The sequence below is a fragment of the Gilliamella sp. wkB308 genome (assembly GCF_001690185.1).
Classification (GTDB): Bacteria; Pseudomonadota; Gammaproteobacteria; order Enterobacterales; family Orbaceae; genus Gilliamella; species Gilliamella apicola_I.
The window spans coordinates 54,962-71,518 of sequence record NZ_LZGN01000007.1 but is presented as its reverse complement, the minus strand read 5'-3'; the positions used below and the strand labels follow the sequence as shown (position 1 = coordinate 71,518).

The 16,557-nt window shown below is 36.2% G+C and carries 12 protein-coding genes; 10 read left to right on the top strand and 2 right to left on the bottom strand.

Translation table 11 applies throughout. The features are described 5' to 3' along the window. Nucleotides 1-5: 5 nt before the first annotated feature. Nucleotides 6-1,016 carry a UDP-N-acetylmuramate dehydrogenase gene (gene murB / locus A9G10_RS01275; protein WP_442903211.1) on the bottom strand — a complete coding sequence of 337 codons (1,011 nt, stop codon included), beginning with the start codon at nucleotides 1,014-1,016 and terminating at the stop codon, nucleotides 6-8. A gap of 596 nt (nucleotides 1,017-1,612) precedes the next feature. Here murB and A9G10_RS01270 point away from each other — a divergent pair. From A9G10_RS01270 to A9G10_RS01225, 10 genes are all read left to right on the top strand, one after another. Next, nucleotides 1,613-2,842, top strand: coding sequence for a phosphopentomutase (locus tag A9G10_RS01270; RefSeq protein WP_065557893.1), 1,230 nt, complete (start codon nucleotides 1,613-1,615; stop codon nucleotides 2,840-2,842). A gap of 40 nt (nucleotides 2,843-2,882) precedes the next feature. Further along, nucleotides 2,883-3,599, top strand: coding sequence for a purine-nucleoside phosphorylase (deoD, locus tag A9G10_RS01265; protein WP_065557892.1), 717 nt, complete (start codon nucleotides 2,883-2,885; stop codon nucleotides 3,597-3,599). 198 nt (nucleotides 3,600-3,797) lie between these two features. Then, on the top strand, nucleotides 3,798-5,063 hold the full coding sequence (locus A9G10_RS01260; RefSeq protein ID WP_065557891.1) for a nucleoside permease: 1,266 nt from the start codon (nucleotides 3,798-3,800) through the stop codon (nucleotides 5,061-5,063). 339 nt (nucleotides 5,064-5,402) lie between these two features. Further along, complete coding sequence (gene add, locus A9G10_RS01255) at nucleotides 5,403-6,572, top strand: adenosine deaminase (protein ID WP_065557890.1); 1,170 nt, start codon at nucleotides 5,403-5,405, stop codon at nucleotides 6,570-6,572. A 28-nt stretch (nucleotides 6,573-6,600) separates the two neighbouring features. Then, entirely contained in the window at nucleotides 6,601-8,577 is a 1,977-nt protein-coding gene (locus A9G10_RS01250; RefSeq protein WP_065557889.1) for a bifunctional 2',3'-cyclic-nucleotide 2'-phosphodiesterase/3'-nucleotidase, read from the top strand. A gap of 29 nt (nucleotides 8,578-8,606) precedes the next feature. Beyond that, nucleotides 8,607-9,002, top strand: coding sequence for a cytidine deaminase (locus A9G10_RS01245; protein WP_065557888.1), 396 nt, complete (start codon nucleotides 8,607-8,609; stop codon nucleotides 9,000-9,002). Between the two features lie 176 nt (nucleotides 9,003-9,178). After that, complete coding sequence (locus A9G10_RS01240; RefSeq protein WP_065557887.1) at nucleotides 9,179-10,480, top strand: pyrimidine-nucleoside phosphorylase; 1,302 nt, start codon at nucleotides 9,179-9,181, stop codon at nucleotides 10,478-10,480. A 29-nt stretch (nucleotides 10,481-10,509) separates the two neighbouring features. Then, complete coding sequence (ushA, locus tag A9G10_RS01235) at nucleotides 10,510-12,195, top strand: bifunctional UDP-sugar hydrolase/5'-nucleotidase UshA (RefSeq protein WP_065557886.1); 1,686 nt, start codon at nucleotides 10,510-10,512, stop codon at nucleotides 12,193-12,195. Between the two features lie 55 nt (nucleotides 12,196-12,250). Further along, nucleotides 12,251-13,798: a YjjI family glycine radical enzyme gene (locus A9G10_RS01230; protein WP_143425918.1), complete on the top strand. Its 1,548-nt coding sequence runs from the start codon at nucleotides 12,251-12,253 to the stop codon at nucleotides 13,796-13,798. Continuing rightward, nucleotides 13,773-14,642: a YjjW family glycine radical enzyme activase gene (locus tag A9G10_RS01225; RefSeq protein ID WP_065557884.1), complete on the top strand. Its 870-nt coding sequence runs from the start codon at nucleotides 13,773-13,775 to the stop codon at nucleotides 14,640-14,642. The genes A9G10_RS01230 and A9G10_RS01225 overlap by 26 nt, the downstream gene beginning before the upstream one ends. A 227-nt stretch (nucleotides 14,643-14,869) precedes the next feature. Here the strand turns inward: A9G10_RS01225 and A9G10_RS01220 are convergent, their stop codons facing one another. Next, nucleotides 14,870-16,321, bottom strand: a complete 1,452-nt coding sequence (locus A9G10_RS01220) for a hypothetical protein (protein WP_065557883.1) — start codon at nucleotides 16,319-16,321, stop codon at nucleotides 14,870-14,872. Nucleotides 16,322-16,557: the final 236 nt, after the last annotated feature.

The following is a 16,557-nucleotide window of genomic DNA, read 5'->3' as shown; positions in this document are numbered from 1 at the left end:
AATGATTATAAAAAATTGTCTACATCAATTTCGCCTGTTGCACCGATAAAACGGATTTCAGGTGATAGATGGATTGAAAATTTATTTAAAACGGCGTTTTTGACATGACGAGCTAAATCAACTACATCTTGTGCCGTTGCCTTATTGATATTAACTAAAACCAATGCTTGTTGTTGATGAACAGCAGCACCCCCAATCTGATAGCCTTTTAAGCCACACTGATCGATTAACCAACCAGCGGCTAATTTAACTTGATTGTTTGATTGTGGGTATATTGGCATTGCCGGGTAGATTTCAAGTAGTTTGTCGGCAATAACTTTATCCACCACTGGATTTTTAAAAAAACTGCCGCCATTACCAAGTACGTTGGGATCGGGTAATTTACTGCGACGAATTTCACACACTTTATCAAAAATCATTTTAGGCGTGACAGTTTTAGCATCAAAGTTTTTTAATTCGCCATAACTGAGTACTGGCTGCCACTGTTTAGCTAATTTTATACCGACATAAGTTACCGCATATCCCTGCGAATAGTGTTGTTTAAAAATGCTTTCACGGTATCCGTATTGCCCGTCAGTCACGGTAATAATATTACCGGTTGCAAGTTCAAGCAACTCAACATAGTCAGCAACTTTTTGAAATTCAACACCATAAGCACCGATATTTTGAATTGGTGCTGAGCCAATACAGCCCGGTATGAGCGCTAAATTTTCGAGACCGGCAATATTTTGTGTGATCGTTTTTGTTACGATATCATGCCAGTTTTCGCCTGCACCTATTTTTAACAACCATTCGTTTTCCGTTTCAGTTATGGTAATACCTTTTATGCGGTTAACGATAATCGTCCCTTCAAAATCACTGGTAAAAAGTGTATTACTTCCTTCACCTATAATCATAATCGGTTGATTGGCATTATCTTGCCAAACATCTTGTAGTTCCTTAACGCTTGATACCGTGATGACATGTTTTGCAAAAACGTCAAGACCAAAAGTATTTGGGATTTTTTGATTCATTATTCATTACCTTTTTTTTATAAATAACTTCATCCTAAATGGGCAAACTAACGTGTATTAATTAAATTGATATTTATTTTGTATTAAAGTTTATAGTTAGCTTTCAAAATTTTATATAACGCCATTCTTTAAATGGGCTATGCTAATATGATGTGAATTAGTTAACATCTTGTTAAGTAATCGAGATATAAAATAGTTCATATTAACACAACACCTTTAAGATTTGATTCATCATAATTAAATTTATCATTTAATTTCTTCAATAATAATTTTCTGCAAATAGCTTAACAAAACATTATTGAATCGCTCTATAAGCGAATGTGTCATAATATTTTTTACAAAATCCGTTAATATTAATCAAATAATCAGCTAAAACGATGCTTAAATCTTTTCTGTTTTTTTTTATCATGTATTATAACTAACCTGAAAACCTTTTATTATAAAGGGCACAAAAAATAGTTTTAATCGTTAAAAAAATTTTTTTATTACACAATTGACTTTAATAAAGCAATCAAATGTGTGCTAGATCACAATATTAGCAATCGTTATTTCATAACATGATTGCCAAGCTTCGTGATATTTGAGATTTAGAGGAAATTATGAAAAGAGTTTTTATTATGATCCTCGATTCCTTTGGAATTGGTGGAGCCGAAGATGCAAAAAAATATGGAGATGAAGGATCGAATACATTAGGTCATATTGCCGAAGCCTGTGCATTAGGTCAAGCCGATAAAGGACGCCAAGGTCCATTAAAATTACCTAATTTAGCTAAGCTAGGCTTAATCGAAGCAGCCTACGAATCGGTAGGTTATTATCCCCAAGGTATGCGCACTGAAGGTGAAATAATTGGTTCTTATGGCTATGCGAGTGAAATTTCTTCGGGTAAAGATACACCATCAGGACATTGGGAAATAGCTGGCGTTCCTGTACTTTTTGATTGGGGCTATTTTTCCAACACCACCAATAGTTTTCCTCAAGAATTATTAGATAAAATTGTAAAACGAGCCAACCTATCTGGTTATTTAGGTAACTGCCATTCATCAGGAACCATTATTCTTGATGAGCTTGGCGAAGAACATATGATAAGCGGTAAACCGATATTTTATACTTCAGCCGACTCAGTTTTTCAGATAGCGTGTCATGAAGAGACATTCGGCTTAGATAGATTATATGAAATCTGCGAAATAGCGCGTGATGAACTGAATAAAGGTAATTATAACATTGGGCGTGTGATTGCCAGACCCTTTGTCGGTAAAAAAGCGGGCGAATTTGTCCGTACCGGTAACCGCCACGATTTAGCCGTTGAACCACCTGCCCCAACCATGATAAAAAAACTGGTTGATGAAAAACAAGGCACTGTCGTGTCAATTGGTAAAATTGCTGATATTTATGCACATGTTGGTATTACTAAGAAAGTTAAAGCAACCGGCATTGAAGCCCTTTTCTATGCATCAATTGAAGAGATAAAACAAGCCAAAGATAATACGATTGTGTTTACTAACTTTGTTGATTTTGACTCGTCTTATGGTCATCGACGTGATGTTGCCGGTTACGCTGCTGCGCTAGAATATTTTGATTCTCGCTTACCCGAAATGTTAGATCTTATCGAACCGGGTGATCTACTGATTATCAGTGCTGATCATGGATGCGATCCAACTTGGGCAGGCACAGATCATACTCGTGAACATATTCCAGTCATCGTTTACGGTGATAGTGTTCCCGTTGGTTCCCTAGGGCATCGTAAAACCTTTGCTGATATCGGTCAGAGTGTTGCCGATTATTTTGATTTATCACCAATGGAATATGGGCAATCTTTTATCAAAAAATAGGTAACAGAATTTATTTTTCAAAAACTTTCAGGAGAAATTAATGTCTACCCCACACATTAACGCAATTGAAAATGCTTTTGCAGAAACTGTCTTAATGCCAGGCGATCCATTACGAGCAAAATTTATTGCAGAAACTTTTTTAGAAAATGCACAAGAAGTGACTAATGTAAGAGCAATGTTAGGTTTTACTGGCTATTATAAAGGTCAAAAAGTTTCTGTTATGGGGCATGGAATGGGCATTCCATCTTGTTCTATCTATACCACGGAATTAATAAAATTTTATGGTGTAAAAAATATCATTCGTGTCGGTTCATGTGGTGCAATTAGCCCAAATGTTAATATCGGCGATGTGATTATTGGTATGGGTGCTTGCACGGATTCTAAAGTTAATCGTATTCGTTTTAAGGATCATGATTTTGCAGCTATTGCCGATTTCGATCTTACTTGCCACGCGGTGAATGCAGCCCAAAAATTAGGTGTTAATGTAAAAGTGGGAAACCTCTTTTCAGCTGATCTTTTTTATAGTGTTGAACCCGAACTGTTTGATGTAATGGAAAAATACAACATTTTAGGGGTTGAAATGGAAGCAGCAGGAATTTATGGGGTGGCAGCGGAATATGGCGCCAAAGCATTAGCCATTTGTACGGTATCTGATCATATACGTAAAGGTGAAGCCATGACAGCTGAACAGCGTCAACTTGGTTTCAAAGAAATGATCACCGTTGCGCTAGAATCGGTTTTATTAAACCAAAACTAAAATGGCAGAATGACTGCCATTTTTTTTAATTATTAAAAATTGTTAATGACTGATCTACATCATCAAACGTGTTCAGTCAAAAAAATTTTATCGGTTTTACGCAATATCGCTGAACAACAAGTTAAGGTTACAATCAATTTATTGATTATATTTTAGGTAAGAAGTTATGAAAAAGATCGCATTGAATAAGGAATTGAAATGAATACTAAGTTACAACTAAAAGTTATATTTTTTATGCAATTTTTTATTTGGGGATGTTGGTTAATCACCTTCGGTTCTTATATGAATGATGTTTTATCCTTTTCAAGAACAGATATTGGATTAGTGTATGGTTCAATGGGATTAGCATCGCTATTTATGCCGGGTTTATTAGGTGTAGTTGCAGATAGATGGATCCCTGCTAATCGCTTATACATGCTTTGTCATTTAATTGGTGCAATTACATTATGCATTGCTGCATTAATCACTTCACCCGCTATGATGATGATTGTCATGCTTATTCATTGTTTAGCTTTCATGCCTACCATTGCGATATCAAATTCAATCGCTTATTCATGTATTGAATCTAAAGGGCTTGATGTCATCGCTGAATTTCCTGGCATTCGAATTTTTGGTACAATTGGCTTTATTGTTGCCATGTGGTTAGTTAGCTTTTTAAAATTTGATCTAAGTAACATGCAACTATATACAGCGGCAGCCGGTTCAGTCGTATTATGCCTAGTGTCGTTAACACTCCCTTTGATTCCGACATCAAAAAATGCAATCAAAGAAAAATCGCTTATCAGTTCGTTGGGATTAGATGCACTTGTCTTATTTAAGCAACCAAGAATGGCAATATTCTTCCTGTTTGCGGTCTTATTAGGTGGAATTTTACAAATTACCAATACTTTTGGTGACCAATTCTTACGAGACTTTAGAAATATTCCGATCTATGAAACAAGTTTAGTTGTGAAATACCCTTCAGTATTATTGTCGATTTCACAAATATCTGAAGTCGTGTTTATCTTATTTGTACCTTTCTTTATGAAACGGTTAGGCATTAAATATGTGATGTTGATTAGTATTCTAGCTTGGGTTGCGCGTTTTGGTCTTTTTGCCTACGGAGACCCGTCACCAATTGGCTTTGTATTACTGTTACTCTCGATGATAGTCTATGGTTGTGCGTTTGATTTCTATAATATTTCTGGCTCTATGTATGTCGAAAAATCGGTATCGCCAAGTATACGTAACAGTGCTCAAGGTCTATTTATGATAATGACTAATGGTATTGGTGCTTATTTAGGTTCGGTGATTAGCGGAATTGTCGCCGAACACTATACGCAAATCATTGATGAAAAACAGATCACAGATTGGCATACTGTATGGCTCATTTTTGCTGGATATGCGCTGGTGCTGGCTGTCATATTTATGGTCATATTTAAAAACGACACCAATGAACAAAAAACAGCCGATTCCGTTAATTAATTGTTATTAATAAGTATTATTCAATCACAGAAGGATGATGATCATTGTCCTTCTGTTTGAATCAAAAATAAACATATTGATTAAGCTATCGTTTAAAATTATCCTTTTTCACCTTGAGATAACGTGATTAATCAGGGTGATACTGTTTAAAATAAAACGATACCTATCTCACAAAATAAAAATTGGTCACACAAAAAGTATGGAAATAAGATACCTGATCAAGGTAAAATAGATAACAACGCAATTAGCAAAGCTAAAATGCCATTAATCTATCACTATTTGTGTTAAGCGACCTAATAGTGGGATCCGAGAAAGCATATTAAAAAGATAACTTATCAAATGAATAAACCATTGCTTCCTAAAGTGATATTACATGAACATGTTGAAGGTAGTATTACCCCTTTTATGGCTAAAAAGTTAGCTGATAAAAATCATATTACCTTCCCATCTTCGTTATGCTATCAATCGGGTGAATATGATGCTAACGAATATAAAAATGGGCGATATCGCTATGATGAAACTGATTTTGTTCAGTTTATTCAAACCTATGATACTGTTTCAAATTTTGTAAAAACCCCCGAAGATTATTACCTTATTACGTATGATTTTCTTTATCGAAACGCCAAACAAGGGCTAATCTATTGTGAACTCTTTCTTTCTCCTTATCACATTTGCGCAACAGAAGAACAGGGTGAAATAATTTGGGATGAAGAGCGATTTCATCAAACCTTACACCAAATGGATGCCGCCATAACTGACGTACAAAAAGAATTTAATATTACCGTAAGATATCATGTGATTGGTGTCAGGCATTTAGGTGCGAAAACAGTGCACGATACCCTATTATTTATTGAAAAAAACCCTCACCCATTTATTACCGGTTTTAATATTGCCGGTAATGAAAAAGCCGGTCACTTCGATGATTTTCATGCCTCACACCAATTAGCCAAAAAACTCAATTTAAAAAAATCTTATCATGCTGGCGAAATCGAATCCGCAGCAAGTATTATTCAAGCCCTTAAACATGGTGCAGATAGAATTGGGCATGGCATTCGAGCAATTGAAGATCAGGAGTTAATCAATGAATTAGTTCGACGCAACATAACATTAGAAGTTGCGTTAACCAGTAACCGCATTTTAGTCAATGAGTTACATGGAGATATTCATCATCACCCTGTAAGACAGCTTTATGATCAGGGTGTACGAATTACCTTAAATACCGATGACGCAGGCATTTTTGGTACTGACATCGAAAAAGAATATTGTTTAGCCCAATCTATCTTTCACTTTACTCGTTTAGAATTGCTCGATATTACACTGTGTGGAATTGATGCGGCGTTTGTTGAAGATTTGCAAAAAGCACGGTTAACGGATTATGTTTTGTCCTGTTTCACAACCGATGATCAGCAATCATTACAAACAGCAATTAATGAAAATAACTATCACCCAGCCATTATTGAACGATTTATTCATTACCAACATTTATTATTAAAACGGATGAAAAAATAGCATTACCGGAAATAAATAGGAGATTCATATGTTAAAAAATAAATTCACTTTCACCTTATTAACCCTATTGATTTCTGGCACGCTCCATGCAGCAACAGTAGATTTAAGAATTATCGAAACAACCGATCTGCATGGCAACATGATGAATTTTGACTATTTTAAAGATCAATCTGTCGATACCTTTGGATTAGCTAAAACGGCCAATTTAATTCATCAAGCTCGCAATGAAGTAAAAAACAGTGTGCTGGTTGATAATGGCGATTTGATTCAGGGTAGCCCTATGGCTGATTATGCGGTGAATAAAGGGCTTAAAAATGGTGAAATCCATCCAGTCTATAAAGCCATGAATACGTTAAATTATACCGTTGGTAACATCGGTAATCACGAGTTTAACTTTGGTTTAGACTTCTTGCAAAAAAGCCTTGCCGGTGCCAAATTTCCTTACATTAATGCCAATGTCTATGACGCAAAGACCGGGCAACCCTTTTTTAAACAATATATTATTGTCGACACGCCGGTCATTGATCGAGAAGGTAATCAACACATTATTAAAATTGGTTATATAGGATTTGTTCCACCTCAAATTATGCAATGGGATAAACTCAATTTAGATGGCAAAGTTGTGGTAAAAGACATCACTGAAACAGCCAAACAGTTAGTTCCGCAAATGAAAAAAGAAGGAGCTAATATCATTATCGCCATTCCGCATTCGGGTGTTTCTGCTGAACCTTATAAAGCATTAGCGGAAAACTCGGTATACTATTTAAGTCAAGTAGAGGGTATTAATGCGATTATGTTTGGTCATTCACATGGTGTGTTTCCAAGCGACGATTTTAAATCATTACCGAATACTAATATTGAAACCGGCAATATAAATCATGTTCCTGCCGTTATGCCCGGACAATGGGGGAGCCATTTAGGCGTAGTTGATTTAGTACTAAATGGTGAAAATTCAAGTTGGCAAGTGACTTCAGGTAAATCTCAAGCTCGCCCAATTTATGACGTGAAAACCAAAAAAGCACTGGTTGATTCCGATCAACATATTACTCACGTACTAAAAGAAGATCATCAGGGTACACGTGAATTTGTCGGAAAACCGATTGGGAAAATTGATAGTGATATAACCAGTTATTTGGCTTTAGTTCAAGATACCACGGCATTACAAATTATTAGTGATGCGCAAATTGCGTATGTAAAACAGTTTATTCAAGGTGACCCGGATCTTGATGGTTTGCCGGTTTTATCGGCTATTGCCCCGTTCAAAGCTGGCGGTAGAAAAAACGATCCAACTGCCTTTGTTGATGTAAAAAAAGGCGATCTTACATTTAGAAATGCAGCGGATATCTACTTATACCCTAACCTATTATCAGTCGTTCAAGTGACGGGTAAAGAGGTTAAAGAGTGGCTTGAATGTTCGGCAGGGGTATATAATCAAATTGATACGAAAGTCACGACACCGCAGTACTTGATAGATTGGGATCATTTCAGAACGTATAATTTCGATACGATTGATGGTGTAAATTATCAAATTGATATTACTCAGCCTGCTCGCTACGATGGCAATTGCCAACTAATCAATGCGCATTCTGAGCGAATTAAAAATTTAACCTATCAACAAAAACCAATTGATCCTAATCAAACCTTTTTAATTGCAACAAATAATTATCGTGCTTATACCGGTGCGTTTCCGGGAACAGGAAGCAAAAATGTGAAATTTAATTCACCTGATGATTTAAGAGTGATTTTATCGGCTTATATCACCAACACCACCCATAAAAATGGGGTGGTGAAGGTAGCTGCCGATAATAACTGGCAAATTGCACCGATAACCAGCAATACCAAATTAGATATTCGTTTTGAATCATCGCCAACTGAAGAAGCCAAAACAGTTATCGAAAAATATTCCTTATATCCAACAAGCTATGTGGAAAAAGATAATCTAGGATTTGGTGTTTATCGACTGGATTTACAATCACCCATGAATGTGCAATCTAAACATCAATAGAACAAGGTATCACGAACAGGATTATTATGATGAAAATTGAAAAACTAATCGAACTGGCTAAAACTGCACGTTCTAAGGCTTACGTACCTTATTCTAAATTTCAAGTTGGTGCGGTACTTATTACTGAAGATGACGAGGTCATTTTAGGTTGCAATGTTGAAAATGCATCGTACGGATTGGCTAACTGCGCTGAACGAACCGCTATTTTCAAAGCCGTTTCAGAAGGCAAACGCAAATTTAAAAAATTAGTTGTCATTGGCGATACCCACGAACCTATTTCACCCTGTGGAGCCTGTCGCCAAGTAATCAGTGAATTTTGTGCTAAAGATATGCCCGTTATTTTGACAAATATGCAAGGAAAAATAAAAGAAACAACCGTTGGTGAGCTATTACCTTGGTCATTTTCACCCAGTGATTTAGATTAGAAACATGCTTATAATAAAAAATTATCACTAAAAATGAGTAAAAATGACAATGTTATGCTGTATTAAATTATACAATTTATGCGCAAAAATGTTGACTGATTTAAACGTCGTTTAAAATCAAATAAACAGACCAAGGTAATATTAACCTAATATATTGACATTAAGAGAGAAGATTAATGAGATTTGTAGATATTATTGAAAAAAAACGTGATGGTCATCCACTGACAACTGAAGAAATCCAATTTTTTATTACCAATTATACCAATGGCACAATCCCTGATTATCAAGTGAGTGCGCTATTAATGGCTATCTACTATCAAGGCATGACGTCAAAAGAGTGTGCTGATTTAACAACAGCAATGATGCATTCAGGTGATACTGTCGATCTCTCTTCAATTCAAGGTATCAAAGTTGATAAACATTCAACAGGTGGCGTTGGCGATACCACTACTCTTGTGCTTGCCCCATTAGTGGCAGCCGTTGGTGTACCTGTTGCTAAAATGTCCGGACGAGGACTTGGTTACACTGGGGGTACCAATGACAAATTTGAGTCAATCCCCGGATTTAAAATGGAATTAGATAAGCAAGAATTTATTGATCAAGTCAATCAAAAAGGTGTATCAGTTATTGGACAATCCGGTAATTTAACACCTGCTGATAAAAAACTTTATTCACTTCGTGATGTAACCGGTACGGTCAATTCAATTCCACTTATTGCAAGTTCAATTATGAGCAAAAAGTTAGCCGCAGGTGCCGATGCAATTGTTTTAGATGTGAAAACCGGTGATGGTGCATTGATGCGAGAGATGGCAGATTCAGAAAAATTAGCTTATGAAATGGTCAAGATCGGCAATCAAATTGGACGAAGAACCATGGCGATAATTTCGGATATGTCACAACCCCTTGGATTTGCAATTGGTAATGCGCTAGAAGTAAAAGAAGCCATTGATACCTTAAAAGGTCAAGGCCCTTCAGATTTAACTGAATTAGTACTGACATTAGGCAGCCAAATGGTAGTGTTAGCGAATAAAGCGAAAACGCTTGACGAAGCACGCGTAAAACTTCAAGAAGCCATTAAAAATGGCAAAGCAATTGAAAAATTCAAAACCTTAATTGAAGCGCAAGGTGGTGATAGTACAGTTGTTGATCATCCTGAAAAATTAGCAAGTGCGCCTTATCAAATCGCCCTACCGGCACTTAAATCGGGTTATGTTTCTCGTATTGTTGCCGATCAAATCGGAATCGCAGCAATGCAATTAGGTGCAGGACGTGCAACAAAGGACGATATCATCGATCCTGCCGTAGGTATTGTGTTACATAAAAAAGTCGGCGATAAAGTGGAACAAGGCGAAGCTTTACTCACCATCCACGCTAGCACTGACCAACTTGATGCGATCAAACAAAAACTGTATGACAATATCACCATTAGTGATAATGCGCACGAGCCAACATTGATTTATAAAGTCATTACGGAGTAGTGATTGTCTATAAGGATTTAGGAGACACCATGTATTATTTAAATATAACTAAAAAACTATCACTAGCCCTTGCTTTGGGGCTATTTTCGGCCAATTCAATAGCAGATGCTATCACGCAACAGCCACTAGCCCATTCTTGGAAAGAGAATCAACCCTATCAATTAACCATTTTACATACGAACGATCATCATGGTCGTTTTTGGCAAAATGAAATTGGAGAATATGGGCTTGCCGCTCAAAAAACGGTGATAGATGACATCAGAAGAGAAGTTACCGCCAAAGGGGGAACATTATTACTTTTGTCAGGTGGTGATATCAATACAGGTGTACCCGAATCTGATGTACTTCAAGCTAAACCCGATTTTATTGGCATGAACGAAATAGGCTATGATGCTATGGCTGTTGGTAATCATGAATTTGATCATCCGTTATCTGTCATTCGTGAACAGCAACAATTGGCACATTTTCCATTTTTGTCTGCTAATACTTACTTCAAAGGCACGGATAATCGTGTCTTTGATGCCTATAAAATGTTTGACTTAAATGGTATCCGAGTTGCCGTTTTTGGTCTTACCACTGATGATACCATTTATCTCGCTTCACCGATTAATACGCAAGGTGTTGAGTTTCGCCAAACATTACCCGAAGCACAAAAAGTGATTGCTCAAATTCAACAAAACGAACACCCAGATATGATAATTGCCGTTACCCATATGGGACACTACGAAAATGGCGAACACGGTTCAATGGCGCCGGGTGATGTAGAATTAGCCCGAGGCTTAACACCGGGTGAATTAAATATGATTGTAGGCGGACATTCTCAAAATCCCGTTTGTATGGCAAGTGCAAATAAACGAATCACTGAATATGTTCCCGGTACACCCTGCGCACCAGATCAACAAAATGGAACTTGGATAGTACAGGCTCACGAATGGGGAAAATACGTAGGTCGAGCAGATTTTGAATTTCTAAATGGAAAATTGACACTTAAAAATTATCAGTTAATTCCTATTAATCTTAAAAAAGAAGTGGATAATGGCAACGACACTAAACGTCTTGAGTTTTACACCACTGAGATCCCTCAAGACCCACAACTTTTGCAGATATTGCAACCTTATCAAGAGCAAGGAAGACAGAAACTGTCAATTAAAAGCGGCGAATTAGTCGGTCGACTTGAAGGCGATCGCCATATTGTCCGATATCAGCAAAGTAATTTAGGACAATTATTACTCAGTGCTTTTATTGAAAAGACAGGTGCAGACTTGGGTATCTTATCGGGGGGGATGATTCGAGATTCACTAATTGAAGGCGATATTGCTTATCGAGATATTCTTAAAGTTGAACCTTTCGGTAACAGTGTAGTTTATGTCGAGTTGACCGGACGCGAACTAATTGACTACTTTAAAGTTGCATTGAGCAAAAAGCAGGGATCGGGTGGCTTTCCCCACTTAAGAAATATTACCTTAACGCGTTCAGGCGAAAATATTGAAGATGTCAAAATCAATCAACAATCCATCGACTTACAAAAAAAGTATCGTCTGGTGACATTGGATTTTTTAGCAATGGGCGGAGACGGCTATCCAATAATCAACACATTACCTACTTATGTGGATACCGGTTATCGTGATGCGGATGTTGTAAAACAGTATTTTGAAACACATTCGCCAATTAATGCTGCTGATTATGAACCAATACGCATGATTATCGAAAAATAATCATAGGGTTTACCATTTTAATTAAATAAATTTGCTTTTTAGTATCGAGGTTAATATGCACATGACAGAGTTCCAAAGCAGTTGTTATCAAATCGTCACCGACCCTAATTTATCACCAAAACAGAAAGCCAACTTACTGGCATTAGCGGCAGAAAACCATTTGCCTTATGTTGAGCTTGATAGTGAAACAAAGAAAGCGTTAGAGGAAAATATCCTTTGTGATATGTTTGAAGGTCATGCGCCTTATAAGCCTCGATATGTGTTGCCTGATTATACTAAATTTTTGAAACAAGGCTCTGAGTGGTTAGAACTTGAACCCGCCAAAACGTTTGATGATGCCTTAAATATGCTGACTATTGCTTATCATCATGTACCATCCGTTACCGGCATGCCTGTTTATCTAGGTTGTTTAGATCAAATATTGTTACCTTATGTTGGGGATCTCACTGAAGATGAACTTTATCAACGATTAAGACATTTTTGGATAATGTTAGATCGTAATTTACCTGATGCTTTTATGCATGCCAATATTGGACCAACCGATAATGTTATTTGTCGTCTGATTTTACGTGTGGACAAAGAACTTAAACAAGTTGCACCGAATTTAACCTTTATCTATGATGAAAACATCACACCAGAAGCCTTACTATCTGTTGCAATAGGCAATATTTGCGAAACGGCTAAACCTCACATCGCCAATAATATGATGATTCAAAAAGATTTTGATGAAAAAGGCTATGGCGTTGTCAGCTGTTATAATTCCTTACCTATCGCTGGTGGTGGCAGTACCCTATCAAGAATCAACTTAAAAGAAGTAGCAAAGCGCAGTCAAAATATTGATGATTTTCTGCAAAACACACTACCCTATTACTGCCAATTACAATTAAATTTAATCAAAGCCCGTTCAGCCTTTTTATATGAAAAATCAAACTTTTTTCAAAATAGTTTTTTAGTGAAAGAGGGGTTAATTGATGCCAACCGATTTGCACCCATGTTTGGTATTTTCGCCATGGCTGAAGCGATTAATATATTACAAGAAAAATCTAACTTAGCAGGTCGCTATGGTGTCGATGAAGATGCTAATGAACTGGCTACCACCATTTCTAAACAATTAGCCGACTTTATTGATCATCATACCATTAACCATGCTTGGCAAGGTAAAGCAATGTTACATGCACAATCAGGCATCAGTACGGACAGAGGCACCACACCAGGCTTACGAATACCTTATGGTCACGAACCGGATCCTGTTACCCATATTATGGCACTGTTTAAACATCACCATTATTATACATCAGGCATTAGTGATATATTAACGATTGATGAAACCATTAAAAATAATCCTTCCGCTTTACTGCAAATTTGTAAAGCGGCATTTCAATTTGGTTTCCGAGAGTTTACAGCCAATATTAGTGGTAATGATCTGGTGCGAGTAACGGGCTACATGGTGAGATTATCAGATATCAAAAAATATAAAGAAGAAGGTTCACGGATTAATACCACATTTTTAGGAAGTGAAGCCGCACAAGATACTGTTAATAATAGCTATTTATGCCGTACACCACGGGTGATCAGTCATGAACAAGTCATGGGCAATCGTTAATAAACTTTTACCCTTTTCTTGCGTTGATGGGCCGGGAAATCGATTAGTTATATTTTTACAAGGCTGTAATTTTAAATGCTTAAATTGCCACAATCCCTATACTATATCACTATGTCAGGATTGTGGTGATTGTGTTGCCACATGCCCACATCAAGCATTAACGTTTAGTCATCATCAAGTTGTCTGGCAAACATCAGCTTGCCAGCAATGTGATACTTGCCTTCAGACATGCCAATATCAATCAACGCCGATGACTTACCGATATAGTATTGAAGATATATTAAACATCATTCGCAAATACCTACCCTTTTTAAATGGTATTACCCTCAGTGGAGGGGAAGCAACCATTCAATTACCTTTTATTGAAAAACTGTTTCATGCCATTAAAAATGCCGATGACTTAAAACATTTAACCTGTTTTATTGATAGCAATGGTTATCTATCCCAAACAGGTTGGCAAAAAGTAGTAAATGTCATGGATGGTGCGATGATTGATCTGAAAGCTTGGGATACCCAAGTTCATAAAAAGTTAACCGGCAGAGATAATCATCGAGTCATCAAAACAATAGAATATCTTTCAAAGATCCATAAATTACACGAAGTCAGATTTTTGATCATCCCCACTCATACGGATCTTCAAAATAAGGCAGAACAAATCGCGCACTTTTTATTGGCGCTGGATCCGACTATGAGAGTGAGAATTAATGCTTTTCACCACCATGGTGTCCAAGGAATAGCCAAAACATGGGAACCTGCATCAAAGCAGCATGTCGAAAATTTTGCTACTGAGTTAAAACAATTTGGGCTGAAAAATATTATTTTGCCTACTGTGTATTTATCATGATAATTAATTTGTTTTGCTTAGAGTAAAATAACCAACATATCTAAACCGTGACCCGCTAATTAAAAAGATCGATATAATGAACGACACCTTCATTACTGTGAAATTTTACAATAAAAATGAGCAGGTTTTTAAACCTACTCATTAAAGGAAAATCCAAAATAAATTTAAAGATATTATTTTACTACTTTAACTGCGTTTTTAAAAAAGCAGATAATTTTATATCCGCTTTAATATTTAACACATAAGGTATATGCTATATCTGGCTCAACAATAACGTTACCTTCTACAATCCCTACACTGTAGTATCGATTATTTCCATATATATTTTTTACTGATGATTGTTCATTGGTGAAATAAAAATCATAATAGATGAAATTTTTCAAATTTAACAAACCATTTAACATATCTCGACCAATAATATCTAAAGGTGCATAAAAGTAGACTTTACCCCATTCTGGCGTTAATCCTTCACCAATTGCTCTTTTGTATCCATTACCTTTTACATAATAGTTATCATTAGTGGTTGGAGTGTAAGCTAAAGGCGAGTTTGTAATCTCAGCTCGTGTTGGCAATCTATCATTATTGTTTTGACATAATCTATTTGAATTTTGCCAATTACCCGGAAGGTTATTTAAGAAATATAACCAATGTTTTATAGAAAAAGTATAATAAAACTGTGCTAGCGTTCGATTATTGGTCACTAATATGACAAATTTATCACCTTGTCCAGGTACATTGTCAGTAAATTTAAATTCACTTTTAGAATCAGCGTTTGAATTACGTGCAGTATTAACTAATGAATTATTTGGATTTTTGACTAAGGTGTAACTATAATCTGATATTGGATTGACAGGTACAATTCTAAAACGAGCTTCCGGAAAACCATAGGTTGGAAAATAATTACCATTTTGATCTTTTGCTGTGGCCTTAAAGCCTTGATGAACAGTAAATTGGTCACTGTTATAAGAAGGTGTAACATCTATTGTATCAGCACCATAAGGTGCATAATTTCCCCCTTCATCCCAACCATCGTGAGTAATCAAAGCCAGTATACCGGGTCTGATATAACAGATACCATCATCAGCACTCACTTCAAATGTTTTTGATACTTCTCTGGGTTCTGAAGTATCAGGCTCACCGTACTGAGTTTTAGCTATAAATTGTATCGTGACTGTTACCGATGATTTTGCATTCGCCGTAGATGAATTACACACATCACTACCCAAAAATGCCGTCGAATCAGAAGGAATAACATTATTGTTCTGATCTCGCCACTCAGCATTAATTGATTGAATGATAAAACTATCGCTAGTAGCCAATTTATCACCATCCACATCATTGATATCACTTTCATTTAAACTTGAAGTATCGACAGCAAATGAATACAGGCTAGGTGAAGTGTTGTAAGCAACAGAAATCTTATTGGCAGGTCCCGGCGAAATAATTGCCGGATCAAGATCATCAATGTTTAATTTGAATTGAATTCCGTTTAAAACTTTGGTGTCAGCGGTTTCAAGAATATCAGGCGGATTACCGTGAATGTATTCCACCGTGGTAGTCGAAACAGCTAATCCTGCTAAAGCAATACGATAAAAAAGCCCAAATATAAAAATAACGACAGTTTTCAATGTGAATTGCATCAAATAAAATTTTTGGGAAACAAACATATCACTATTCATGCTAATTCCTCTACTCATCAACTTGTCTGTAATTTGGAACAAAGTTATTGATTTGAAGTTTTAGTGAACGATAAATTTATCAAAACGTTGATAAATTTGTTACCGATTACATTTTAAATTTATTAAAAACAACATACACGCAATCAGAACTATTCGGTAATTATTCAATGTTGCATCCATGTAAAGGTATATTTTATTGAATAACTTGGTAACAACGGACTATGTCGTTATAAAAA

Excerpts from the sequence above, each read along its gene's own strand:
- A9G10_RS01270 (WP_065557893.1), top strand. The coding sequence starts at position 1,613 with ATGAAAAGAGTTTTTATTATGATCCTCGATTCCTTTGGAATTGGTGGA.
- deoD (WP_065557892.1), top strand. The coding sequence starts at position 2,883 with ATGTCTACCCCACACATTAACGCAATTGAAAATGCTTTTGCAGAAACT.
- A9G10_RS01260 (WP_065557891.1), top strand. The coding sequence starts at position 3,798 with ATGAATACTAAGTTACAACTAAAAGTTATATTTTTTATGCAATTTTTT.
- add (WP_065557890.1), top strand. The coding sequence starts at position 5,403 with ATGAATAAACCATTGCTTCCTAAAGTGATATTACATGAACATGTTGAA.
- A9G10_RS01250 (WP_065557889.1), top strand. The coding sequence starts at position 6,601 with ATGTTAAAAAATAAATTCACTTTCACCTTATTAACCCTATTGATTTCT.
- A9G10_RS01245 (WP_065557888.1), top strand. The coding sequence starts at position 8,607 with ATGAAAATTGAAAAACTAATCGAACTGGCTAAAACTGCACGTTCTAAG.
- A9G10_RS01240 (WP_065557887.1), top strand. The coding sequence starts at position 9,179 with ATGAGATTTGTAGATATTATTGAAAAAAAACGTGATGGTCATCCACTG.
- ushA (WP_065557886.1), top strand. The coding sequence starts at position 10,510 with ATGTATTATTTAAATATAACTAAAAAACTATCACTAGCCCTTGCTTTG.
- A9G10_RS01230 (WP_143425918.1), top strand. The coding sequence starts at position 12,251 with ATGCACATGACAGAGTTCCAAAGCAGTTGTTATCAAATCGTCACCGAC.
- A9G10_RS01225 (WP_065557884.1), top strand. The coding sequence starts at position 13,773 with ATGAACAAGTCATGGGCAATCGTTAATAAACTTTTACCCTTTTCTTGC.
- A9G10_RS01220 (WP_065557883.1), bottom strand. The coding sequence starts at position 16,321 with ATGAATAGTGATATGTTTGTTTCCCAAAAATTTTATTTGATGCAATTC.